At 72.1% G+C, this 22,228-nt stretch carries 18 protein-coding genes and 3 tRNA genes; 12 read left to right on the top strand and 9 right to left on the bottom strand.

The genetic code is table 11. The features are described from left to right. Positions 1-57: 57 nt before the first annotated feature. On the bottom strand, positions 58-1,080 hold the full coding sequence (locus AC3IYJ_RS12935; RefSeq protein WP_489401448.1) for an NADP-dependent oxidoreductase: 1,023 nt from the start codon (positions 1,078-1,080) through the stop codon (positions 58-60). Positions 1,081-1,194: 114 nt separating this feature from the next. On the opposite strand from AC3IYJ_RS12935, the gene AC3IYJ_RS12940 reads away from it, so the two are divergent. Then, a complete protein-coding gene (locus AC3IYJ_RS12940; RefSeq protein ID WP_489401449.1) occupies positions 1,195-1,617 on the top strand; it encodes a MarR family winged helix-turn-helix transcriptional regulator in 423 nt (140 codons plus the stop codon). Between the two features lie 70 nt (positions 1,618-1,687). On the opposite strand, the gene AC3IYJ_RS12945 is transcribed toward AC3IYJ_RS12940, so the two are convergent. Then, positions 1,688-2,407: an SCO2400 family protein gene (locus AC3IYJ_RS12945; RefSeq protein WP_489401450.1), complete on the bottom strand. Its 720-nt coding sequence runs from the start codon at positions 2,405-2,407 to the stop codon at positions 1,688-1,690. 78 nt (positions 2,408-2,485) lie between these two features. On the opposite strand from AC3IYJ_RS12945, the gene AC3IYJ_RS12950 reads away from it, so the two are divergent. Next, positions 2,486-3,076: a hypothetical protein gene (locus tag AC3IYJ_RS12950; RefSeq protein WP_489401451.1), complete on the top strand. Its 591-nt coding sequence runs from the start codon at positions 2,486-2,488 to the stop codon at positions 3,074-3,076. A 6-nt stretch (positions 3,077-3,082) separates the two neighbouring features. Here AC3IYJ_RS12950 and AC3IYJ_RS12955 read toward each other — a convergent pair whose 3' ends face one another. Continuing rightward, the gene (locus tag AC3IYJ_RS12955) at positions 3,083-3,775 is read right to left on the bottom strand and encodes an esterase/lipase family protein (RefSeq protein ID WP_489401452.1); all 693 of its coding nucleotides are present in this window, start codon (positions 3,773-3,775) and stop codon (positions 3,083-3,085) included. Between the two features lie 242 nt (positions 3,776-4,017). Between AC3IYJ_RS12955 and AC3IYJ_RS12960 the strand changes: the two genes are divergently transcribed. From AC3IYJ_RS12960 to AC3IYJ_RS12970, 3 genes are all read left to right on the top strand, one after another. Next, positions 4,018-5,055, top strand: a complete 1,038-nt coding sequence (locus AC3IYJ_RS12960) for a rod shape-determining protein (protein WP_489401453.1) — start codon at positions 4,018-4,020, stop codon at positions 5,053-5,055. Then, a complete protein-coding gene (locus tag AC3IYJ_RS12965) occupies positions 5,052-6,629 on the top strand; it encodes a GAF domain-containing protein (protein ID WP_489401454.1) in 1,578 nt (525 codons plus the stop codon). The genes AC3IYJ_RS12960 and AC3IYJ_RS12965 overlap by 4 nt, the downstream gene beginning before the upstream one ends. 121 nt (positions 6,630-6,750) lie before the next feature. Continuing rightward, positions 6,751-8,106 (top strand): carboxyl transferase domain-containing protein, encoded by a 1,356-nt coding sequence (locus tag AC3IYJ_RS12970; protein ID WP_489401455.1) that lies wholly within the window; start codon positions 6,751-6,753, stop codon positions 8,104-8,106. A 252-nt stretch (positions 8,107-8,358) separates the two neighbouring features. On the opposite strand, the gene AC3IYJ_RS12975 is transcribed toward AC3IYJ_RS12970, so the two are convergent. Next, complete coding sequence (locus tag AC3IYJ_RS12975; RefSeq protein ID WP_489401456.1) at positions 8,359-9,177, bottom strand: helix-turn-helix domain-containing protein; 819 nt, start codon at positions 9,175-9,177, stop codon at positions 8,359-8,361. A gap of 49 nt (positions 9,178-9,226) precedes the next feature. Here AC3IYJ_RS12975 and AC3IYJ_RS12980 point away from each other — a divergent pair, with 49 nt between their 5' ends. Then, positions 9,227-9,631: a cupin domain-containing protein gene (locus tag AC3IYJ_RS12980; protein ID WP_489401457.1), complete on the top strand. Its 405-nt coding sequence runs from the start codon at positions 9,227-9,229 to the stop codon at positions 9,629-9,631. 56 nt (positions 9,632-9,687) lie between these two features. On the opposite strand, the gene AC3IYJ_RS12985 is transcribed toward AC3IYJ_RS12980, so the two are convergent. Beyond that, on the bottom strand, positions 9,688-10,959 hold the full coding sequence (locus tag AC3IYJ_RS12985; RefSeq protein WP_489401458.1) for an MFS transporter: 1,272 nt from the start codon (positions 10,957-10,959) through the stop codon (positions 9,688-9,690). A 226-nt stretch (positions 10,960-11,185) separates the two neighbouring features. Here AC3IYJ_RS12985 and AC3IYJ_RS12990 point away from each other — a divergent pair, with 226 nt between their 5' ends. Further along, positions 11,186-12,340, top strand: a complete 1,155-nt coding sequence (locus AC3IYJ_RS12990; RefSeq protein WP_489401459.1) for a carboxylate-amine ligase — start codon at positions 11,186-11,188, stop codon at positions 12,338-12,340. Positions 12,341-12,707: 367 nt separating this feature from the next. Continuing rightward, the gene (locus AC3IYJ_RS12995) at positions 12,708-14,234 is read left to right on the top strand and encodes a peptide MFS transporter (protein WP_489401460.1); all 1,527 of its coding nucleotides are present in this window, start codon (positions 12,708-12,710) and stop codon (positions 14,232-14,234) included. An 82-nt stretch (positions 14,235-14,316) separates the two neighbouring features. Here the strand turns inward: AC3IYJ_RS12995 and AC3IYJ_RS13000 are convergent. The 3 genes from AC3IYJ_RS13000 to AC3IYJ_RS13010 all read right to left on the bottom strand — a co-directional run bounded on the left by AC3IYJ_RS13000 (position 14,317) and on the right by AC3IYJ_RS13010 (position 14,731). After that, a tRNA-Ile gene (locus tag AC3IYJ_RS13000) sits at positions 14,317-14,393 on the bottom strand. A gap of 187 nt (positions 14,394-14,580) precedes the next feature. Next, positions 14,581-14,653 (bottom strand) — tRNA-Asn (locus AC3IYJ_RS13005). 5 nt (positions 14,654-14,658) lie between these two features. Beyond that, a tRNA-Asn gene (locus AC3IYJ_RS13010) sits at positions 14,659-14,731 on the bottom strand. Between the two features lie 145 nt (positions 14,732-14,876). On the opposite strand from AC3IYJ_RS13010, the gene AC3IYJ_RS13015 reads away from it, so the two are divergent. The 4 genes from AC3IYJ_RS13015 (at position 14,877) to AC3IYJ_RS13030 (ending at position 20,562) form a co-directional block, all read left to right on the top strand. After that, positions 14,877-15,182 (top strand): YtxH domain-containing protein, encoded by a 306-nt coding sequence (locus AC3IYJ_RS13015; protein ID WP_489401461.1) that lies wholly within the window; start codon positions 14,877-14,879, stop codon positions 15,180-15,182. 107 nt (positions 15,183-15,289) lie between these two features. Further along, positions 15,290-16,729 carry an FGGY family carbohydrate kinase gene (locus AC3IYJ_RS13020; protein WP_489401462.1) on the top strand — a complete coding sequence of 480 codons (1,440 nt, stop codon included), beginning with the start codon at positions 15,290-15,292 and terminating at the stop codon, positions 16,727-16,729. A 177-nt stretch (positions 16,730-16,906) separates the two neighbouring features. Next, on the top strand, positions 16,907-18,640 hold the full coding sequence (locus tag AC3IYJ_RS13025; RefSeq protein WP_489401463.1) for an ABC transporter ATP-binding protein: 1,734 nt from the start codon (positions 16,907-16,909) through the stop codon (positions 18,638-18,640). Beyond that, the gene (locus AC3IYJ_RS13030; RefSeq protein WP_489401464.1) at positions 18,637-20,562 is read left to right on the top strand and encodes an ABC transporter ATP-binding protein; all 1,926 of its coding nucleotides are present in this window, start codon (positions 18,637-18,639) and stop codon (positions 20,560-20,562) included. The genes AC3IYJ_RS13025 and AC3IYJ_RS13030 overlap by 4 nt, the downstream gene beginning before the upstream one ends. 49 nt (positions 20,563-20,611) lie before the next feature. Here the strand turns inward: AC3IYJ_RS13030 and AC3IYJ_RS13035 are convergent, their stop codons facing one another. Beyond that, positions 20,612-21,718, bottom strand: coding sequence for an RNA polymerase sigma factor (locus tag AC3IYJ_RS13035; RefSeq protein WP_489401465.1), 1,107 nt, complete (start codon positions 21,716-21,718; stop codon positions 20,612-20,614). Positions 21,719-22,228: the final 510 nt, after the last annotated feature.

Raw genomic sequence — 22,228 nt, forward strand, 5'->3', positions numbered from 1 at the left:
TCCTCCTGGTAAATCGTCGCGACTCGCGCCCACGCGTCACGACGGTGTGGAGTGAGCCTAACGGGTGAAAGAAACGATCATCTTTCCGGTGTTCTCCCCGCGCAGCATTCCGAGGAAGGCCTCGGTGGCGTTCTCCACACCCTCGACCACCGTTTCGTCGGCGACGAGCTGCCCGGAGCGCAGCCAGCCCGCGACGTCCTGGACGAACTGCGGCTGCAGCCCGGCGTGGTCGCTGACCAGGATCCCCTGCAGGCGCAGGCGCTTGCCGATGACCATCATCAGGTTGCGCGGACCGGGCGCGACCTCGGTGTCGTTGTAGTGGGCGATGGCCCCGCACAGGGTGGCCCGGCCGTTCACGTTGAGGGCGGAGATGGCCGCCTCCAGGTGGTCGCCGCCGACGTTGTCGAAGTAGACGTCGATGCCGTCCGGGGCGGCCTGCGGCAGCTGCTCGGCGACGGGGGCGTTCTTGTAGTTGAAGGCGGCGTCGAAGCCGTACTTCTCCGTGAGGAGCGTCACCTTCTCGTCGGACCCGGCGGAGCCGATGACGCGGGAGGCTCCCTTGATCTTGGCGAACTGGCCGACGAGGCTGCCGACCGCACCGGCGGCGCCGGAGACGAAGACCGAGTCGCCCTCCTTGAAGGAGGCGACCTCGAAGAGTCCGGCGTAGGCGGTCAGGCCGGGCATGCCGAGCACGCCGAGGTAGGCGGAGAGCGGGGCGAGCGAGGCGTCGACCTTGGTGGCGTGCGCGGCGTCGAGCTCCGCGTACTCGCGCCAGCCCAGCGGGTGCAGGACGTGGTCGCCCACGGCGAAGCCCTCGGCGGCGGAGGCCACGATCTCGCCGACCGCACCGCCCTGCATGGGCTGGTCGAGCTGGAAGGGCGGGACGTAGGACTTCGCGTCGTTCATCCGGCCGCGCATGTACGGGTCCACGGACATGTGGAGGTTGCGCACCAGAATCCGGCCGGCGGCGGGCTCGGCGTTCACGGGGACCTCGCGCAGGGCGAAGTCCTCCGCGACCGGCCAGCCCTGCGGGCGGCGGACGAGGTGCCACTCACGGCTGACGGCGGGGATCTCAGACATGCGGCGCTCCTGGATGGGGGTGGAGATGGAGATGGGGTGCGAAATGCTTCACAACCTGAAACAACCATGCGCCTGGATATTTCATGTTGTCAAGTAAATGGGTACGCTGGATCCATGCCCAGTCGTCGCGCAGACCCCCTGACCCTCGAGGTCGTCGAACTCATCGGCACCGTCGTGGCCCGCTACCACGAGGAGTACGAGCACGCGGCCGCCAGCCACCAGCTCACCGGGGCCCAGGCCCGCGTCCTCAATCTGCTCTCGCTGGAGCCGATGGCGATGCGCAAGATCGCGCAGAAGCTCAAGTGCGAGCCGTCCAACATCACCGGCATCGTGGACCGCCTGGAGACCCGGGGACTGGTCGAGCGCCGCCCGGACCCGGCCGACCGCCGGGTGAAGCTGGCAGCCCCCACCGACGAGGGCCTGCAGACCGCCGACCGGCTGCGCGAGTCCCTGGACTTCGCGCGCGAACCGCTGGCCGGGCTCTCCACGGAGGAGCGGACGGCCCTGCGGGACCTGCTCAGGCGAATGCTGGGCTGACCCGCGCCCGGACGCCGGGCCGCCGGGCCGCTCGCCGTTCAGCCCCGCAGCCGCTCAGCCGCTCAGCCCCTCAGCAGAAGGGCCAGAAGAACCGGCAGGTGGGGCTGGGCGTGGGAGTGGGCGTCGGGCCGGCCGACACGGTCGGCTGCGCGGTCCCGGATCCGCTCGGCGCGGGCTGCCCCGATGCGGTCGGCTTTACGGTCCCCCCTGGCCCGGGAGTGCTCCGCGTCGGCCCCGGCGTCCCCGGGGCGGAGGCCGGCGGCGTGACTCCGGGTGTCCCGGGCTCCCCGGTGGCGCGGCCCGGCCCGGCCGTCTTCGCAGCCCCGTCCGTGGCCTTCGCGGTGGCCGGACCCTTCCCCGAGGGCAGGGCCGACGGCGCGGCCGGAGCCCCCTCCAGGCTCGGCAGCGGGGCCGGCGCGCTCGGACCGGCGTTGTCCGTCAGCTCCACCCTGGCCGCCCGGTCGGAGGTCCCCCCGTCGGTCGTCAGCCGGGCCATCGCCACCGAAGCACCCGCCGCGAGCAGCAGCCCGAGCCCGAGCGTCAGCGCGGTCCGGCGGCGCCGCCGGTGCCCGGCGCGGCGGCGGGCCCCGGCCCGGCCCCGCGCGGGGCCGGACAGTACGACCAGGGAGTCGGCGTACACATCGGCGAGCGCGGCGGGCGTCGCCTCCGTGTCGGGTGCGACTGCCGACCCGGCGGGCGCGGCGGGTATCAGGTACTCGGCCGGGGTTCCGCACCCGGCGCACGCGAGCGCGCCGTTGAGGTGCCTCCGACAAGCAGGGCAGTAGTTCATGGCGCCCGCAGGCTATGCGTTCGGCGGCAACATCCGTATCGCGGGAACGTAAGGATCCTGTGTGGAATCTTTTCCTCCATGACCGCGAATCCCAGCCCGGCCGCCCGGGAAGCCTTCGGCCCGAACGAGTTCCAGCTGGTGCTGCTGCGCCGCATGGCCGACTTCCAGCCCGGTCTGGCCGAGGAGGCCCGCCTCCGGCTCGGCGCCTCGCTCGCGCAGCAGCGGGAGGCCAACAAGCGCTGGCAGGCCATGGTCCGATCGCCCCGGTCCCGGGGTGCCCTGGCCCGCTACCGCTCGGTGCTCGGCCCGCCGGAGTCCACCGGGTCCCGCGCGATCGGGGATCTGACCTGCGACGCCCTGCTGTGGCCGGTACCGCTCTGGCCCGGCCTGCGCTTCGAGGTGCTCGCCGCGCCGGACGGGGCCGTCTGGAACGAGTGGCTGGTCCGGGCGCCGGGGGCGCGCAGCCCCGTACTGGAGTCGCCGGAGGATCTGCTGCCCTGGTCGGCCACGGTGGACGAGGTGGCCCGGGCCTTCGCGCCGGTGCGCCCCATGGAGGGGACGGCACCGACGCGATGGCGGCTCGCGTTCACGGCGTCGGGGCGGGCGTACGTCGCGGAGTTCACGTACGGCCTGCTCCAGGAGGTCTCCGTACGGGCGGACGCCGCCTGACACCCCCTAGGAGCGCAGGAAGGCCCGCACCCCCGCCGAAGTGGGGTCGTCGCCGAGCAGGTCGTTGTGCTTGAGGCAGCCCACGGGGGTGTTCGCGGCTCCGGTGAGCGGGACGCTGGAGTCGGGGTTGATGACCTCGTCGCAGTTGGACCAGAAGGTCGCGTACTTCACGGCGCCGGGGGTCTCGTCGCCGGCGTTGAGGTTCTTGACCACGTAGGAGCCGGGTGTCATGTCACGGCAGGCCTGGTCCCACAGGGCGCAGGCCCAGGCGGTGGAGGTGCCGTGGTTGGGGCCGGCCAGGGAGACCCAGTGGTCCACGGAGGCGCCGCCGCCGCCGAACTTCACGTACCAGCGGGTGACGAGGGAGCCGAAGGAGTGGGCGACGAGGTCCACGCGGGCGGCGCCGGTCTGGCGGCGGACCTCGTCGACGTAGGCGGCGAGGCGGCCGGAGAGGACCTCGTTGACGGACTGGTGGGTGTCGTAGCCGAAGGAGAAGAGGTCGGAGTCGGCGTACCCGTCGGAGCGCAGGTCCTCGCGCAGGGAACCCCAGACCCCGGGATCGGCGTTGTAGCCGTGCACGAAGACCACCGGGACGCGTCCGGAGGCGGGGGCGGCCGCCTGAGCGGGGAGGGCGGGCGCCGCGAGCAGCGCCAGGCAGAGGGTCAGGAGCGCGAGCAGTCTCTGGCGGGCCGTCAGCATGGAGTCCCCTTTACCTTGTTACGCGCCAGTAGCACGATCAGTGCGGGCATGGTCGCGCCTGTCGGGACAGAAAACCACCCCCGTGCAGCACCCTCCGGCGCCTCTCGCACCCCTCCCGTACCGCACGGCACCCCCCACCCGGAGCATCAAATCGGGCAAAATGCCTAATTCACCCGAGAAGATACGAAGTGTGACCGGCACCCGTCGGTCTTCTTGCGTCAGCGCTCTCGGGAGGATCTGCCGTGACCGTCAGTCTTGAGCAGTTGCGTCGCTGCCACGTCGCAGTCGACCTCGGAGCAGCCAGGACCCGCGTGTACGTCAAGGGCGCCGGGCTGGTCGTGGACGAACCCAGCGTCGCCGCGGTGAACACGCGGACCGGCGCGCTCATCGCCGTCGGCACCTTCGCCGAACGGATGACCGGCCGCACGCCCGACTACATCCGCGTCGTACGCCCCGTCTCCGGCGGCACCGTCGTGGACATCGAGATGGCCCAGCGCATGCTGCGCCACCTCCTCGGCGAGAAGCTGCGGCGCGCCCTGCGCCGCAAGCCGCGGCTGCGGGCCGCCGCCTGCACCCCGCACGACGCCGACCCGCTCGCCCAGCGGGCCACCGTGGAAACCCTCGTCGGGCTCGGCGCCCGCCGCGTCGAACTCGTCGACACCCTGATCGCGGCGGCCGTCGGCTGCGGCCTGCCCGTGGAGCAGCCGACCGCGACGATGATCATGGTGTGCGGGGCCGCGGCCACCCAGGTCGCCGTCCTGTCACTCGGTTCCATCGTCACCGCCGAGCGGATCCCGGTCGGCGGCGAGGCCATCGACCACGCCGTGGTCCAGCACCTGCGCCACGCGCACGAGCTGATGCTGCCCAGCCAGGCCGTCCGCCCGCTCCAGCTGGCCCTGCACGGCAACGGCATCACCGCCGAGGGTCCGGCCTCCACCCTCATCCACGGCCGCGACGTGGCCACCGGTCTCGCCCGCTCCGTCCACGTGGACACCGCGGCCGTCCGCGACGCCATCCACACCCCGCTGACCGCCGTCCTCGACGGCATCGGCAAGGTGCTGCGCGACTGCCCGCCGGACCTGGTGGCGGATCTGACGGACCGAGGGATCATGATGGTGGGTGGCAGCGCCCTGCTGCCCGGCCTGGACCAAATGCTCCGCGACGCGACCGGAATGCCGGTGGCCATCGCGGAACGACCCGACATCTGCGCGGTACTGGGTCTCGGCATGATGCTGGAAGGAAAGATCGCCCCCATGGTTCTGAACCCGCTGGCCGAATGACGCACGCCGACCCGCTCCCCCCGGACGACGGCGACGGACATCCCGCCAGCCTGCCCGTCCTCCTGGAGGCGGTCCTCAGCGTCGGCTCCGAACTCGAACTGCGGACCACCCTCCAGCACATCGTGGACTCGGCGACCGAGCTGTGCGCGGCCCGCTACGGTGCGCTCGGGGTCGTCGACCCCGAGCGCATCCGGCTGACCGACCTGTTCACGGCCGGGGTGACCGACGCCGAGAAGGCCGCGATCGGCCACCTGCCCGACGGCCGCTCGGGCCTGCTCGGCGCGCTCATCGCCGATCCGCGCCCGCTGATGCTCGACGATCTGAGCCGGGACCCCCGCTCGGCGGGCTTCCCGCCGGGCCACCCGCCGATGCGCAGCTTCCTCGGCGTACCGATCCGGGTCCACACCGAGGTCTTCGGCAACCTCTACCTCACCGAGAAGCGCGGCGGCGGCTCCTTCACGGACGACGACCTCGCGCTGGTGCGCGTCCTGGCCTCGCAGGCGGGGATAGCGATCGGCAACGCCCGGCTGTACGAAACCGCGCGCCGCCGGGAGCGCTGGATCGAGGGCGCGGCCGCCGTGACCACCACCCTGCTGGCGGGCCGGCCGGCGGCGGACGCGCTGATGTGCGTGGCCGAACGGGCCCGGATACTGGCGGACGCGGAGGCGGGGGTCGTCCTCCAGCCGACCCCCGAGGGCGGCATGGAGATCGTGGCCGCCTCCACCCACGGGGACCCCGGGGACCTGGTCGGCACGGCCATCGCGCCGGGCTCGCCGGTCCTGGAACAACTCCTCGGCGGCGAACCTGTCTTCATAGAGGACTCCGCGACCGATCCCCGGATGACCACCCACGTGCGGGAGCGCTTCGGCCCCAGCATGATGCTCCCGCTCCAGAGCGGCGGCCAGCTGATCGGCACCCTGGCCCTCCCCCGGTCACGCGGCGGCCCGCCGTACGACGCGGTGGACCGGCTCCTCGCCTCGCAGTTCGCCTCGCAGGCGGCCCTGGCCCTGGTCCTGGCGGACGCCCAGCACGACCGCGAGCAGCTGGCGGTCTACGAGGACCGCGACCGCATCGCGCGGGACCTGCACGACCTGGTGGTCCAGCGACTGTTCGCCACCGAGATGATGCTGGAGAGCACGCGCAAGCGCTCCGCGTCCTCCCCGGCGGGCGATACGGTCGGCGACGAACTGAGCCGGGCGGTGGACGAGCTCGACTCCACCATCCAGGAGGTCCGCACCGCCATCTTCACCCTCCAGCAGCCCCCGACGGACGCGCCCACGACCTTCCGCGGCCGGGTCCTGCGCGAGACCGGCGGGGCGGCGGTGCTGCTGGGCTTCCAGCCGTCGGTCCACTTCGCGGGCGCGGTGGACGCGCTGCTCCCGGAAACGGTGGCCGCCGACCTCCTCGCGGCCCTGCGCGGCGCCCTGGCCGCGGCGCACCGCCGCTCGGAGGTCGCCTCGATCCAGGTCGAGGTCGACGTGGTCCCCACCCGCGCCCGTCTGACCGTCTCCGACGACGGCCGGACGGATTCGGGCAACCGCGGCACCACACTGACCTGGGAGTCCCCGATCTAGTGCCGCGCCTTCAGATCCTGCCGGGTCCTCGTCGGGCGCCGTCCGCCCCAAGGGGCCCTGCGGGAAGCGACGTTCGTCACGCGGCAGCCGGGCGATGGACGCCAGGCCCTAGGGTGATGCCGTGACGATCCGCCAATCGGCCCGTGCGGCCATCGCCTCCGTGACCGACCCCGGCAGCTTCGCCGAACTCCCCGCCCCGCCCGGGGAATCGGCCCCGGACGGACCCCTCGCCTGGGCCGGCTACGACGACTCCCGCGACCGCGCGGCGCAGCGGACCGGTGAGGACGAGTCCGTGGTCATCGGCACCGCCCTGATCGACGGCAGCCCCGCCACCCTGATCTCCTTCGAGTTCGGCTTCCTCGGCGGATCCCTCGGCCACCGCACCGGCGACCGGATCGAGGCCGCCTACACGCACGCCCGGACCCACCGCCTCCCCCTGGTCTCGCTGATCGCCACCGGCGGTTCCCGCATGCAGGAGGGCATGCTCGCGCTGACCCAGCTCCAGCGCGCGGCCCGCCAGTCCACCCTCACCCGCGCCGCCGGGCTGCCGCAGATCGCCGTGCTGCGCGACCCCACCACCGGCGGCGGCTGGGCCACCCTCGGGGCCGGGGCCGACGTGGTGCTCGCGCTGCCCGGGGCCCAGGTCGGCTTCGCCGGCTCCCGGGTGCGGCCGGTGGACGCGGACCCGGCGGCCTACACCGCCGAGGGGCAGTACGCCGCCGGGCACGTGGACGCGGTCGTCCCCGCGGCGGAGCTGCCCGCGACCCTGGCGGCCTGGCTGCGGGTGTTCGCCGCGCCCCGCTCCCCCGAGGCCCTCGCGCCGCCGGCCGCGCTGGCCGCCGTAGCGCCTCCGGCCACCGGATGGGACGCCGTCCGGCAGGCCCGCCGTCCCGGCCGGCCGCACGCACCGCAGTACCTGGACGCGTACTTCGACCTGCGCCTGCCCCTCTCCGGCGACCGGGCCGGCGGCACCGACCCGGGGATGCTGTGCGGTTTCGGCCTCCGACAGGGCGGGGCGGTCGCGTACGCCGCCCAGTGCGGCACCGCCACCCGCCCGGCGGGCTACCGTACGGCGGCCCGCGTCATCCGGCTCGCGGACCGGCTCGGCATTCCGGTGCTGACCCTGGTGGACACCCCGGGCGCGGCCAACGACGCCGCCGCCGAGCACGCGGGCGCCGGGGCGGCCATCGCCGACACCTTCGCGGCGCTGGCCTCGGCGACCGTCCCCGTGACCACCCTCCTGATCGGCGAGGGCGGCTCGGGCGGGGCCCTGGCCCTGGCGGCGCCGGGCAACACCTGGGTCACGCCGGACAGTTACTTCTCGGTGATCGCCCCCGAACTGGCGGCGGCCATCCTCAAGCGGCCCCCGGAGGCCGCCCCGGCGACGGCGGACCAGCTGCGCATCCGCCCCCAGGACCTGGTCGCCCTGGGCGTCGCCCGCGGGATCGTCCCGCCGGAGGAGCCGAAGACGGCCTAACGGCGGCCCCGCGGCGGCAGCTTCACGTCCATCCGGTAGCCGCGTGATCTGCTGCGGCAGCTCGTTGTCGTCGCCGGCCAGTACGCCCTCCACCCCCGCCACCAGGGTGTGCCCTCCCCCGGAGCCTTCGGCCTTGGAGGGCCCCTGGCAGCAGGGTCAGCGATTCGAAGGTCTGGTTGACGGTGGCGCGGCCCTCGGGCGCGAGCTTGAAGGTCCGGCGACGCAAACGGCAACGAACCCGCCAACTTCCCTTCACATCCGGCCCGATCGGGCGAACCTCGCCGGGCTGATCCCCACATGGCGCCCGAAATGCCTGGTCAGGTGCGCCTGGTCGTAGAACCCCGCCGCCGTCGCCGCCTCGGCCGGCCGCATCCCCGCGAGCAGCAGCCGCCGCGCCCGCGCGACCCGGAGCCCCGTGAGGTAGGCGTGCGGAGGGAGCCCGAACGCCTTCCGGAAGCTGCGGATCAGGTGGGTGGGATGGGCGTGTCCCAGGAGCGCGGAAGCCTCGTCCAGGGTGATCCCGCCGCAGACCCGCGCGTCCAGGAGCTCGCGCAGTCGGATGACGGTAGTCGGATCCGGAACCCCGTACGGGATCGTGGGGCGGCCCTCCAGCCACCCGCGCAGCCGCTCCTGGACGAAGACGAGCCGCGACTGCGCCTCCAGCGGATCGTCCCGCCCGCCCAGCGCCCCGTGCAGTGCGTGGACCCGCTCGCGCAGGGCGCCGTCGAGCAGCAGCGGGGCGTCCACGGCGGCGCCGGTCAGCGACGGCGGGAGCAGCGAGGTCTCCAGGTACAGGACGCGCTTGCGGAAGCCGGCCTCGGTGACGGTGCGGCCGTCGTGGACCACCCCGGGCGGGAGCAGGATCACCGTGTCCGAGACGCCGACGCCGTGCCGCTCGCGGTCGAGTGCGAAGTCGACGCGGCCGCCGTCGAGGATCATCAACGCCCAGGTGTCGTGGACGTGGGCCGGGTAGGCGTGGTCGGTGAACCGGGCGTGCAGGACCTCCGCGATGCCCGGGACCGGCGGCTTCCAGGCGTGGACCGTGCTGCGCGGGCGGGGTATCGCGGCCATGTCAGGAACGTACAAGACCGGGCCCCGCCGCACCGGCCAGCCTGGGCGCATGACCACACCCGAGAGCACGCAGTCCGAGAGCACTCAGTCCGACAGCACGCGCACGGTGAACATCGCGGAGAAGCTGGCCGGCTTCACCGAGCAGTGGGCCCCGCGCCGGATCGCCCGCGTCAACGACTACGAGGTCAAGATCGCCAAGGTACGGGGCGAGTTCGTCTGGCACACCCACGAGGACACCGACGAGCTCTTCCTCGTCGTCAGCGGCACCCTGACGATCCGGCTGCGGGACGGGGACGTCGTACTGAACCCCGGCGAGATCTACGTGGTCCCGCGCGGGGTGGAGCACTGCCCGCAGGCCGACGAGGAGGCGGCGATCCTGCTGTTCGAGCCGACCGGCACCGCCAACACGGGCGCGCAGGGCGGCGACCGCACCCGGGAGCCGGTGGACGCGTAGGCCCCGGGGCCGGGGCCGGGCTCCGGCTCCGGTCCCGCGGCCCGGGCCGGGGCCGGTCAGGCCTGCGGCGACCGCGCGTCGTAGCGGGCGAATCCCCGCCACCGCAGGGCCAGCAGGGCCAGTACGAGGACGCACGCGAGCCCGCCGCCGGTGATCGCGACGGCCGGGGAGGTGAGGTCGGCGGCGGTCCCGGCGAGGAAGTCGCCGAGCCGGGGGCCGCCCGCGACGACCACGATGAAGACGCCCTGGAGGCGGCCCCGCATGTCGTCGGGGGTCGCGGCCTGGAGCATGGTGGTGCGGAAGACCATCGAAACGGTGTCCGAGGCGCCGGCCAGGGCCAGGAAGAGCAGCCCGAGCCAGAGGTTGCGGGTCAGCCCGAACACGGCGATGGCCAGCCCCCACCCGGCGACGGAGAGCAGGATCGCCACCCCGTGCCGGCGGATCCGCCCCTGCCAGCCGGAGAACAGCCCGCCGAGCAGCGCGCCCACCGCGGGCGCGGCCACGAGCAGGCCGACGGTCTTGGCGTCGCCGCCGTACCAGAGCACGGCGATGGCCGGGAACAGCGCCTTCGGCTGGGCCAGCACCATGGCGGCCAGGTCGGAGAAGAAGGTCATCCGGATGTTGGGCCGGGTGCCGAGGAAGCGCAGGCCGTCGAGTACGGAGGCCCGGCCCTTCTCGCCCTCCTCGCGCTCCGGCTTCATCGACGGCAGCCGCCACATCGCGTAGAGGGCGGCGCTGAAGGTGACGGCGTCGATCAGGTAGGCGGCCTGGTAGCCCCACCAGCCGACGATGACCCCGCCCAGCATCGGCCCGGCCGTCATCCCGAAGGTCATGGTGACGGAGTTCAGCGCGTTGGCGGCGGGCAGCTGCTCGTTGGGCAGGAGCCGCGGGATCATCGCGGAGCGGGCCGGCCCGTTGAGCGCCCCGCACACGGACTGGAGCGCGACGACGGAGTACAGCAGCCAGACCCGGTGGTAGTCCATGAGCGCGGCGCAGGCCAGGGCGATCGACAGGACGGTCAGAGCGAGCGAGCTGTGGAGGCCGAGCTTGCGGCGGTCGACGGTGTCGGCGATGGCGCCGCCGTAGAGGCCGAAGACGACGAGCGGGACGAGCGAGAAGAGCCCGACCAGTCCGACGGAGAAGCTGGAGCCGGTGATCTCGTAGACCTGGAGCGAGATCGCGAGGGCGGTCATCGCCTGACCGAGCCAGGAGATCGTTCCACCGACCCAGAGGCGCCGGTAGTCCGCCGAGCTCCTCAGCGGGGTCAGGTCGGCGAATATGCGGCGTCTGGGGCGGGTGGGCGAGGGCGGAGCCGTTGTACGAGTCACATCGAATCTTAACCAGCCGCCGTCCGGGGGCCCGCCGGATTTCCGGTGGAGCACACTCCCCCGCCACCCGCCCGAAACAATCGCCCCACCGGAATCCCGGGTCCCGTCGCGGGCCGGATCCTGCCGGTAACCCGCCACTATCACCGGACATTTGACCGAATAGACGTGCGCTCCTCGCCTGGGGTTCAGCTCATGATGAAAAGACTCGTATGTCCAGGGAGGCGTAGTGATCGAACCTGGCACCAGCACCACGAGCACCAGCGTCACGAGCGCGACCGGCTCGGTCCTGCCGCTCACCGTGGGGGTCGAGGAGGAGTTCCTCCTCATCGACGCCCGCACCCTGCGGGTGGTTCCGGCCGCCCCGCTCGTCCTTTCCACCGCCGCGGGACTCCCCCAGGAAATGCACCCCGAGGGCACCCGCTACCAGGTGGAGATCTCCACCCCGGTCGCCGACTCGGCGGCGACCCTGCGCAGGGAACTCGCCACACTGCGGCGCACCCTCGCCCGGGCGGCCCGCGCCCACGGCTGCCGACTGCTGGCGGCCCCCTCTCCGGTGATCGCCGTGGAGGGCCCGCTCCACCTCACCGACGACGAACCGCGCCAGCGCGAACAGCACCGGCGCTTCGGCGCACTCACCGACACCCTCGTCAGCTGCGGCCGGCACATCCACATCGGCACCCTCGACGTGGACACGGCGGTCGCGGTGTCCAACCGGGTCAGACCCTGGCTTCCCACGCTGATCGCTCTGGCGGCCAACTCCCCCTTCTGGGGCGGCCGCGACACCGGCCACGCCAGCTGGCGGGCGATGGCCTGGTCGGGCTGGCCCTCTGCGGGCCTGCCCCCGCACTTCACCTCGACGGCCCACTTCCGGCGCTCCGTGCAGACCCTGCTCGGCTCGGGGGCCGCCCTGGACACCAAGATGGTCTACTGGGACCTGCGCCCTTCGGGGAACTGGCCCACCCTCGAACTCCGCGCCCCCGACATGTCCCCGGACATCGATTCGGCCGTCCTGCAGGCCGAACTGGCCCGCGCCCTCGTCGCCACGGCCCTGCGCGAGATCGCCGAGCAGCGCCCCGATCCGCCCATCCGGGACGACGTGCTGCGCCTGGCGCGCTGGCGGGCGGCCCACGACGGTCTGGAGGGCTTCGGCCTGGACCCGTACACCGGCACCGAGCTCCCGGCGGCGGACCTGGCGGAGGCCCTGCTCGACCTGGTGGCCCCCGAACTGGCCGCCTCGGGCGACCTGGACCACGCCGCGAAGACCATGGCATCGCTCCTGCGCGACGGCTCGGGCGCCCACCGCCAGCGCGCAGCCTTCGCCCGCCGCGGCGACCTGACGGACGTCCTGCGCCACCTGGCGGACGAAACGGAGGCCTTCTGACCGACCCCGGACGGTGCGGTGGCGGCGCGCAGCGGCCGGGGCGCCGCCCCGTGGCCGGCTTCTGGCAGGGTCCTTCGGCCGTGCGGGACGCCCGAAGGGCTCTGTCCGGGTGGGACCGGGTCCGGCAGGCTTGAGGACGGTGAATGACCTGTGGGCCGGGTCCGGGCGCGATGGAGCACCGGGGCGTGGATCCCGGCGCGTTCCGTCCCCGCCCGGCTCCCTGCGAGAGCCGGACCCCCGGGCGTGGGGAGGGCGGAGCGCCCGCCGGTGCCGGCCCCCTCCCACCGGGCGCGGCCGTACGCCGATCCGCGCGCGCCCAGAGCGAGCAAGGATCGACCATGGCGTCCAGCCTGACGAAGGATCGACCATGGCGTCCAGCCTGACGAAGGACGAGCACAGAAGCACCATCGGTGCCGGTGCCGGTGCCCGTGCCTGCAGCGAGAAGACCTTCATGGGTCACCCCCGCGGACTGGCCAACCTGTTCATGACCGAGATGTGGGAGCGCTACAGCTTATACGGCATGCGGGCGCTGCTCGTCCTCTACCTGGTCGCCCCGGCCTCCCACGGCGGGCTCGCCATGAACGCCGCGACGGCCACCGCGATCTACAGCCTCTACAACGCGATGGTCTACCTGCTCGCCCTCCCCGGCGGCTGGTTCGCCGACCGCTCCTGGGGCGCGCGCAGGACCGTGGCCATCGGCGGCACCGTGATCATGATCGGGCACTTCCTGCTGGCCGTTCCGGCCCGGGTCTCCTTCTTCGTCGGCCTCGTGTGCATCGCCGTCGGCTCCGGCCTGCTCAAGGCCAACATCTCCACGATGGTCGGCCACCTCTACAAGGACCCCAACGACCCGCGCCGCGACGGCGGGTTCACGCTCTTCTACATGGGGATCAACCTAGGCGCCTTCATCGCCCCGCTGACCATCGGCACCGTCGGCCAGAGCGTCGACTGGCACCTCGGATTCGCCATGGCCGGAGTCGGCATGGCCCTCGGTCTCGCCTTCTTCGCCTTCGGCAAGCGCCACATGTCCGAGCGCAGCGACCTCGTCCCCACCCCGCTCTCGCGGGCGGAGCGCGACTCGGTCGTCCGCAAGTCGCTCCTGTGGCTGGCCGTCGCGGCCGTCGCCTACGGATGCGCAGGCCTGTCCGGGCACTTCACCCCGAGCTGGGCGATGCTGCCCCTGACCGTCCTGGGCATCGTCCTGCCGTCCTGGTACCTGCTGCGCATGAAGCGCGACAAGGGACTCGGCAAGGTCGAGCGGGCCCGGATGTCGGCGTACGTGTGGTTCTTCGTGGCCGCCGCGCTCTTCTGGGGCATCTACGACCAGACCGGCTCCACGCTCAACCTCTTCGCGCAGGACAGCACCTCCCGCACCCTCTTCGGGCTCGGCTTCCCGGCGAGCTGGTTCCAGTCCTTCAACCCGCTCTACATCATGGCCCTGGCGCCCGTCTTCGCCTGGCTCTGGGTGGCGCTGAGCCGGCGGGCCAAGGAGCCGGGCACTCCGGCCAAGTTCGCCGTAGGACTGGTCCTGATCGGCCTCTCGTTCGCCGTGATGATGGTCGCCCAGGGCATCGCCGCCGACGGGGCCAAGGTCTCCCCGATGTGGCTGGCGACGGTCTACCTGGTCCAGACGGTCGGCGAACTCACCCTGTCGCCGGTCGGCCTGTCCCTGACCACCAAGCTCGCCCCGGCGAAGTACTCGTCCCAGATGATGGGCGTCTGGTTCCTGGCGGTCACGGTCGGCGACTCGGTGGTGGCGCTGCTCCAGCAGTCGGGCGTGTCCACCGACGCGCCGTCCTGGTTCGCGAACCAGGGCGCGCTGGCGCTCCTCGGGGGTGTCGCGATCTTCGTGTACCGCAACAGGGTCAAAGCCCTCATGGGCGGCGTCCGCTGACCCGCGGTCGCATCCGTGTGGCGAGCGCCGACGCCCGGACGTCCCTGCAGAGACGTTTCCGCACGTCAGAACAATTCCGCTGTGGTGGGGCGGGTGGGACTCGAACCCACGGCCGACGGATTATGAGTCCGCTGCTCTAACCGGCTGAGCTACCGCCCCGTCACGGCGTGGCGCGTACATGTGTGCGCGCCTTCTGCCGCAGCATAGCCGCTCATACGATCTCCTGCCTCGGATGCCTCGCATGATCGGCTTCGCCTGCCCAGAGAGACCGTTTCGAGCCCTGTCCGGTTCCAGATCCGGCGCAGAAAAAGAAAAAGGACCCACACGGGGTCCTCGTTCTCTCTTGCTCCCCCGACTGGACTCGAACCAGTAACCTGCCGATTAACAGTCGGCTGCTCTGCCAATTGAGCTACAGGGGACCGCGCTCCCCCGACTGGACTCGAACCAGTAACCTGCCGATTAACAGTCGGCTGCTCTGCCAATTGAGCTACAGGGGATTGCTGCGTTGCACCGAACAGCCCACCTCCGGCCTGGCCGGGGGGCGAGTGCCCGTTGCGAGTCATAGATTAGCGCAAGCAGGGGGGTGCTCCGCCAATCGGTATCTGCAGCGGGCCGGGCACCACACGACGAAGGGTGACAGGCATGCGGTACAAGGTCACGTTCGCGGTCGGACTGGCCCTCGGGTACGTGCTCGGGACCCGGGCCGGGCGCGAGCGTTATGAACAGTTGAAGAAGTCCGCGCGCGAGCTGGCGCAGAGTCCGGTCGTCCGCAACGCCGCGGAGACCGCAGGTCACAGCAGTCGCGAGTTCGCGGGCAAGGCCTTCGCCGCGGTGAGCGACAAGGTGGGCGACGCCGTGCCCGGCGCCCTGGCCGGGCGGGTACGGGGCCTGCGCGCCAGGGTCGGCGGCGGCCCCGGCGAGGACGACTGGGGCACCAGCAACACCTGACGGCAACCTCCACGGCAGCCCCGGCAGGGCCCCGGCCGGTCCCGGCCCGGGGTCCGCCGGGGTTCGAGGCGGCGGAGTTCGTCCATACGTGCGGCAGAATTCTCCGCATGGGGATAGTCGCCGGGCTGGACAGTTCTTCCGCCTTCACTCGCATAGTCGTCTGTGACACCGAGACGGGCGCCGTGCTGCGCCAGGGGTACGCCCCCCATCCGCAGCCCACCGGCGAAGCCGTACCGCACGAGACGGACCCGCAGGCCTGGCTGCTCTCGCTCGGCGAGGCCGCCGGCGGCGGGCTCCTCGAAGGCGTCGAAGCCATCGGGGTCTCCGCCCAGCAGCACGCCGTGCTGCCGCTGGACGCGCAGGGCGGCCTCGTCCGCTCCGCCCTGGTGGGCAACGACAAGCGCGGCCAGGTCGCCGCCGCCGACCTCATCGAGGCACTCGGCGGCCGCCAGGCCTGGGCCGAAGCCGTCGGCTCCGTCCCCCATTCGGCGCAGCCGCTCGCGAAACTTGCCTGGCTGGCCCGTACCGAGCCCGAGGCCGCCCGCCGGGTCGCCGTGGTGATGTCCCCCCACGACTGGCTCGTGTGGCAGCTGCTGGGCCGCCCGGCCCGGCGCACCACCGACCGGGGCGGTGCTTCCGGCACCGGGTACTGGTCGGCGGCCACCGGGTCCTGGCGCCCCGACCTCGTCGAGCTGGCGTTCGGGCACCGGGCGCTGCTGCCCGAGGTGCTCGGCCCCTGCGAAGCCGCCGGGACCACGCCCGAGGGGCTGCTGATCTCCGCCGGGACCGGCGAGACCATGGCCGCCGCCCTCGGGCTCGGCATGGGCCCCGGCGACGCGGTGGTCTCGCTGGGCGCGTCCGGGTCCGTGATGGCGGTGCACCACGAGGCGCTGACGGAGCCGGGCGGGCTGATCACCTCGCTCGCGGACGCCTCCGGGATGCACCTGCCCGTGGTGAACGTCTCCAACGCGGTACGGGCCCTGCGCGGCACCGCCGAACTGCTGGGCACCGATCTGGACGGGCTGAGCGAGCTCGCGCTGAAGTCGACCCCGGGCGCCCACGGACTCGTACTCCTGCCGTACCTGGAGGGTGAGCGGACGCCGAACCTGCCGCAGACCGCCGGGACCCTGTCGGGGCTGCGCCGGGACTCCATGAAGCCGGAGCACCTGGCGCGGGCCTCCTTCGAGGGCATGCTGTGCGGACTGGTGGACGCGCTCGACGTGCTGCGCAGCCGCGGGGTGGAGATACGCCGGGTGTTCCTGCTGGGCGCCGCGGCCGAGCTGCCCGCGGTCCAGGCCTTCGCACCGGGGCTGTTCGGCACGCAGATCGTCGTACCGGCACCGGCGGACTACGCGGCCCTGGGCGCGGCCCGTCAGGCGGCGTGGGCCCTGGGCGTCGCACGCGGCACGCTGGCCCCGCACACCCCTCCGGTGTGGCCCGCCCCGGCCGCTCAGGTCTTCGAGCCGGACGAGGAGTACCCCGCCTGGCAGGGCGTGCGCCAGCAGTACATCGCCACACGGGAGCAGATCCACCCGGGCGCCTTCTGACCCCGGCGGACCGGGCGCAGCGGCGCGCGGGCCGATGCGGGGCCGGCGCGGAGGCCTAGGACCGGCCGGGCCCGGTCTACTCCTTTTGGCCGGGCTTTGCGAAAAGCGGTAGGGATCGGGCACCCGATTGGCCGAAGATGGGTTGAACCCCCTCGATATGCCGACCGGAGCCTGCGCGTGCTCATACGACTTCTGCGGACCCACCTCGGTCCGTACCGGAAACCGATCGCCGTGCTGGTCCTGCTGCAACTGCTGCAGACCAGCGCGAGCCTCTACCTGCCCACGCTCAACGCCGACATCATCGACAACGGTGTCGTCAACGGCGACACGGGCTACATCCTGCGCTCCGGCGCCCTGATGCTCGGCATCTCGCTCGTCCAGCTCGCCTGCAACTGCGGCGCCGTCTACTTCGGCGCCCGCACCGCCGCCGCCTTCGGCCGCGACCTGCGGGCCGGCGTCTTCGACCGCGTGCAGAGCTTCTCCGCGCGCGAGCTGGGCCAGTTCGGCGCCCCGTCGCTGATCACCCGCACGACCAACGACGTGCAGCAGATCCAGATGCTCGTACTGATGACCTTCACCCTGATGGTCTCGGCTCCGATCATGTGCGTCGGCGGCATCTTCATGGCGCTCTCGCTCGACGTGAAGCTGTCGGGCGTGCTGCTCGCCGTCGTCCCCGTCCTGGGTCTGTCGGTCGGCGCGATCGTGCTGAAGACCCGGCCGCTGTTCCGCAAGATGCAGACGCGCCTGGACACCGTGAACCGGGTCCTGCGCGAGCAGATCACCGGCAACCGGGTGATCCGCGCCTTCATCCGCGACGACTACGAGAAGGACCGCTTCCGCGAGGCCAACGCCGACCTCACCGGCGTCTCCCTGGCGGCCGGCAAGCTGCTCGCGCTGATGTTCCCGACCGTCATCGTGGTCGTGAACATCTCCAGCGTCGCCGTCATCTGGTTCGGTGCGATGCGCGTCGACAGCGGCGGCATGGAGATCGGCCAGCTGACGGCCTTCCTGGCCTATCTGATGCAGATCGTCATGTCCGTGATGATGGCCACCTTCATGTTCATGATGGTGCCGCGCGCCGAGGTCTGCGCCGAGCGCGTCCAGGAAGTCCTGGACACCGACTCCAGCGTGGTCCCTCCCACCGACCCCGTCCGCAAGCTGCTGAGCCACGGCCGCCTCGAACTGCGCGGCGCCGACTTCCGCTACCCGGGCGCCGAGTCCCCCGTCCTGCGCGGGGTCGACCTGGTGGCAAGCCCCGGCCGGACCACCGCCGTGATCGGCTCCACGGGCAGCGGCAAGTCCACGCTGCTGGGCCTGGTCCCCCGGCTGTTCGACGCGACCGGCGGCGAGGTCCTCGTGGACGGCGAGGACGTGCGCCGCCTCGACCCGGAGCTGCTGGCCAGGACGGTCGGCCTGGTGCCGCAGAAGCCGTACCTGTTCTCCGGGACCGTCGCCACCAACCTGCGCTACGGGCGTCCCGACGCCACCGACGAAGAGCTGTGGCACGCGCTGGAGGTGGCGCAGGCCAAGGGCTTCGTGTCCGAGCTGGAGGGCGGGCTGGACGCCCCCATCGCCCAGGGCGGAACCAACGTCTCGGGCGGCCAGCGCCAGCGGCTCGCGATCGCGCGCACGCTCGTACAGCGCCCGGAGATCTACCTCTTCGACGACTCCTTCTCGGCCCTGGACTACGCGACGGACGCCGCGCTGCGCTCCGCCCTGGCCCGCGAGACCGAGGAGGCCACCGTGGTCATCGTCGCCCAGCGGGTCTCCACGATCCGCGACGCCGACCGGATCATCGTCCTCGACGAGGGGCAAGTGGTGGGCGAAGGACGCCATCACGAGCTGATGGCCGGCAATGAGACCTACCGGGAGATCGTGCTCTCCCAGCTGACGGAGGCGGAGGCCGCATGAGCGGGCCCGGAGGACGGATGATGATGGGACCGCCGACGACGCGGTCCATGGACTTCAAGGGCTCGGGCAAACGGCTGCTGCGCGAACTGGCGCGCGACCGGGTCAAGCTGTTGGGCATGGTCGTCGCCGTCGTCGGCTCCGTCGCCGCTTCGGTGACCGGTCCGAAGATCCTCGGCAAGGCCACCGACCTGGTCTTCGCGGGGATCATCGGCAAGAACATGGATCCCCGGCTCACCAAGGAGCAGGCCCTGGCGGGGATGCGCGCCAACGGCGACGGCGGCATGGCGGACATGCTGTCCGGCACCGACTTCACCCCGGGCAAGGGCGTGGACTTCGGCGCGGTCGGGGCGGTGGCGCTGTGGGCGCTGGCCGTCTTCACGATCGCCGGTCTGCTGATGCTGGTCGCGACACGGCTGTCGAACCACATTCAGAACGGCACCGTGTACCGGATGCGCGAGGACCTCCAGGCGAAGCTGTCGCGGCTGCCGCTGTCCTACTTCGACCGGCAGAAGCGCGGCGAGGTGCTCAGCCGGGCCACGAACGACATCGACAACATCGGCCAGACGCTCCAGCAGACGATGGGGCAGCTGATGAACTCGCTGCTCACCATCATCGGCGTGCTGGCGATGATGTTCTGGATCTCCCCGGTGCTGGCTCTGGTCGCGCTGGTGACCATCCCGGTCTCGGCGTACGTGGCCTCGAAGATCGGCAAGAAGTCCCAGCCGCAGTTCGTGGCGCAGTGGAAGTCCACGGGCGCGCTCAACGCGCACGTGGAGGAGATGTACTCGGGCCACACGCTGGTCAAGGTCTTCGGCCGGCAGAAGGAGTCCGCGGCCCTCTTCGCCGAGCAGAACGAGGAGCTGTACAAGGCCTCGTTCAAGGCGCAGCTGGTCACCGGGATCATGCAGCCCGTGATGATGTTCATCTCGAACATCAACTACGTGCTCGTCGCGGTCGTCGGCGGTCTGAAGGTCGCCTCCGGCACCCTGTCGATCGGTGACGTGCAGGCCTTCATCCAGTACTCGCGGCAGTTCTCGATGCCGCTGAGCCAGGTCGCCTCGATGGCGAACCTGGTGCAGTCCGGCGTCGCCTCGGCGGAGCGGGTCTACGAGCTGCTGGACGCGGAGGAGCAGGACCCGGACGTCGAGGTCGCGGAGCGCCCGGAGACCCTCCGCGGACAGGTCACCTTCGACAAGGTCGCCTTCCGCTACGAGCTGGACAAGCCGCTGATCGAGGACCTCTCGCTCACCGTCGACCCGGGCCACACGGTCGCGATCGTCGGCCCGACCGGCGCCGGCAAGACCACGCTGGTCAACCTCCTGATGCGGTTCTACGAGGTCACGGGCGGCCGGATCGCCCTCGACGGCGTGGACATCGCGAAGATGACCCGCGAGGAACTGCGCGGCGGCATCGGCATGGTGCTCCAGGACACCTGGCTCTTCGGCGGCACCATCGCGCAGAACATCGCCTACGGTGCCTCGCGGGAGGTGACGCGCGCCGAGATCGAGGAGGCCGCGCGGGCGGCGCACGCGGACCGGTTCATCCGCACCCTGCCCCAGGGCTACGACACGGTGCTGGACGACGAGGGCGCGGGCGTCAGCGCGGGCGAGAAGCAGCTGATCACCATCGCGCGGGCGTTCCTGTCCGACCCGGTGATCCTGGTGCTCGACGAGGCGACGAGCTCGGTGGACACCCGTACCGAGGTGCTGATCCAGAAGGCGATGGCCCGCCTCGCGGCCGGCCGCACCTCCTTCGTGATCGCGCACCGGCTGTCCACGATCCGCGACGCCGACCTGATCCTCGTGATGGAGAGCGGCTCCATCGTGGAACAGGGCACGCACGAGGAGCTGCTGGGCTCGGACGGCGCGTACGCGCGGCTGTACGCGGCGCAGTTCGCGCAGGCGGTCGCCGAGGTCGACTGACCGGACCGGCTCGAGGTGGGGGCGTCCTTCGGGGCGCCCCCTGCCCGTTTCAGTCCAGATAGCCGCGGAGCTGGTCGGCGAAGGCGTGGTCGCGGAGCTTGTTGAGGGTCTTGGACTCGATCTGGCGGATCCGCTCGCGGGTCACGCCGAAGATCCGGCCGATCTCCTCCAGGGTGCGCGGGCGGCCGTCGGCGAGCCCGTAGCGCAGCTGGACGACCTTGCGCTCGCGCTCGCCGAGGGTGGAGAGGACCGCTTCCAGGTGCTCGCGGAGCAGGAAGAACGCGGCCGATTCCACGGGCGAGGCGGCGTCTCCGTCCTCGATGAGGTCGCCGAGCGCGACGTCGTCCTCCTCGCCCACGGGGGCGTGCAGCGAGACCGGCTCCTGGGCGAGGCGCAGCACCTCCAGGACCCGTTCGGGGGTCAGCTCCAGGTGGGCGGCGACCTCTTCGGCGGTGGGCTCGTACCCGCGCTCCTGGAGCATGCGGCGCTGGACACGGACGACGCGGTTGATCAGCTCGACCACGTGGACCGGCACGCGGATGGTCCGGGCCTGATCGGCCAGGGCGCGGGACATGGCCTGGCGGATCCACCAGGTGGCGTAGGTGGAGAACTTGTAGCCGCGGGCGTAGTCGAACTTCTCGACGGCCCGGATCAGTCCGAGGTTCCCCTCCTGGACCAGGTCGAGCATGGTGAGCCCGCGGCCCACGTAGCGCTTGGCGACGGAGACGACGAGCCGCAGGTTCGACTCGATGAGGCGGCGCTTGGCCATCCGGCCCATGACGACGAGCTTGTCCAGGTCGAGCGTGAGCTGGAGGTCGAGCCGCTCGCCGCTGCCGAGCTTCTCCTCGGCGAACAGCCCCGCTTCGACGCGCCGTGCGAGATCGACCTCGTCGGCGGCGGTCAGCAGCGGGATGCGGCCTATCTCGCGCAGGTACTGGCGGAACAGGTCGGCGGACGGGCCCGCTCCGGCGGAGCTGTCACCCGCGCGCCTGCGCTGGGTGGGCACCTGCTCGGCCGACTCCCGGACCTCGGGCTCCTCCTCGGGCTCCTCCTCGTCCACGGCGTCCGCCTCGGGCTCTTCGCCGGCGGCGGCTTCGGCCGACGCGGCGGCGTCCGAGGGCGGGCTGACGGTGACGGTCAGGCTCTGGGTCTGCACGGGGGCGACCTCCACAGGGCTCCGAGGACGGGGGCACCGGACCTCAGTGTGGCGTACGGCACATCGCTGCCACGAGGGGCGTGCGAGCACTTTCTGAGTCCGGTGCGTGACCGATGGTTACCCCCGGACCAGAACCCCGATGCGGATCGGACTCATGTCCGAGAAGACCACTGCCATGCCTTTGTACGAAACCCATGTCACGGTGCGCTGCCCGGATCCGGCGGAGCTGGAACGGCTCGACGCGTGGTCCGGGGCGCGGAAGTTGAAGGTCACCCATATCCTCCTGGCCCGGGGCCGGATGGTCTCGCAGCCGATGCTGACTGGCGGACCGCGACGGCCACGAGCGGCTCGTCCCCGCCCTGCGGGCGGCCGGCTTCGACCCGGTCCGGGTCAAGGTCGAGACCGTCCCCTGGACCACGGACCGGCCGGGCCCGGGCGGCGGCTACTTCGAGCACCACCTCGAACTCCTGCTCCCGGCCGACTATGACCGCGCAGCTCCCGGGAACCGCT

Source organism: Streptomyces sp. GL_140, assembly GCF_057834465.1.

Bases quoted from the DNA above. Each gene is read 5' to 3' on its own strand.
- AC3IYJ_RS12935 (WP_489401448.1), bottom strand. From the start codon at position 1,080: ATGTCTGAGATCCCCGCCGTCAGCCGTGAGTGGCACCTCGTCCGCCGC.
- AC3IYJ_RS12940 (WP_489401449.1), top strand. From the start codon at position 1,195: ATGCCCAGTCGTCGCGCAGACCCCCTGACCCTCGAGGTCGTCGAACTC.
- AC3IYJ_RS12945 (WP_489401450.1), bottom strand. From the start codon at position 2,407: ATGAACTACTGCCCTGCTTGTCGGAGGCACCTCAACGGCGCGCTCGCG.
- AC3IYJ_RS12950 (WP_489401451.1), top strand. From the start codon at position 2,486: ATGACCGCGAATCCCAGCCCGGCCGCCCGGGAAGCCTTCGGCCCGAAC.
- AC3IYJ_RS12955 (WP_489401452.1), bottom strand. From the start codon at position 3,775: ATGCTGACGGCCCGCCAGAGACTGCTCGCGCTCCTGACCCTCTGCCTG.
- AC3IYJ_RS12965 (WP_489401454.1), top strand. From the start codon at position 5,052: ATGACGCACGCCGACCCGCTCCCCCCGGACGACGGCGACGGACATCCC.
- AC3IYJ_RS12975 (WP_489401456.1), bottom strand. From the start codon at position 9,177: ATGGCCGCGATACCCCGCCCGCGCAGCACGGTCCACGCCTGGAAGCCG.
- AC3IYJ_RS12980 (WP_489401457.1), top strand. From the start codon at position 9,227: ATGACCACACCCGAGAGCACGCAGTCCGAGAGCACTCAGTCCGACAGC.
- AC3IYJ_RS12995 (WP_489401460.1), top strand. From the start codon at position 12,708: ATGGCGTCCAGCCTGACGAAGGACGAGCACAGAAGCACCATCGGTGCC.
- AC3IYJ_RS13015 (WP_489401461.1), top strand. From the start codon at position 14,877: ATGCGGTACAAGGTCACGTTCGCGGTCGGACTGGCCCTCGGGTACGTG.
- AC3IYJ_RS13020 (WP_489401462.1), top strand. From the start codon at position 15,290: ATGGGGATAGTCGCCGGGCTGGACAGTTCTTCCGCCTTCACTCGCATA.
- AC3IYJ_RS13030 (WP_489401464.1), top strand. From the start codon at position 18,637: ATGAGCGGGCCCGGAGGACGGATGATGATGGGACCGCCGACGACGCGG.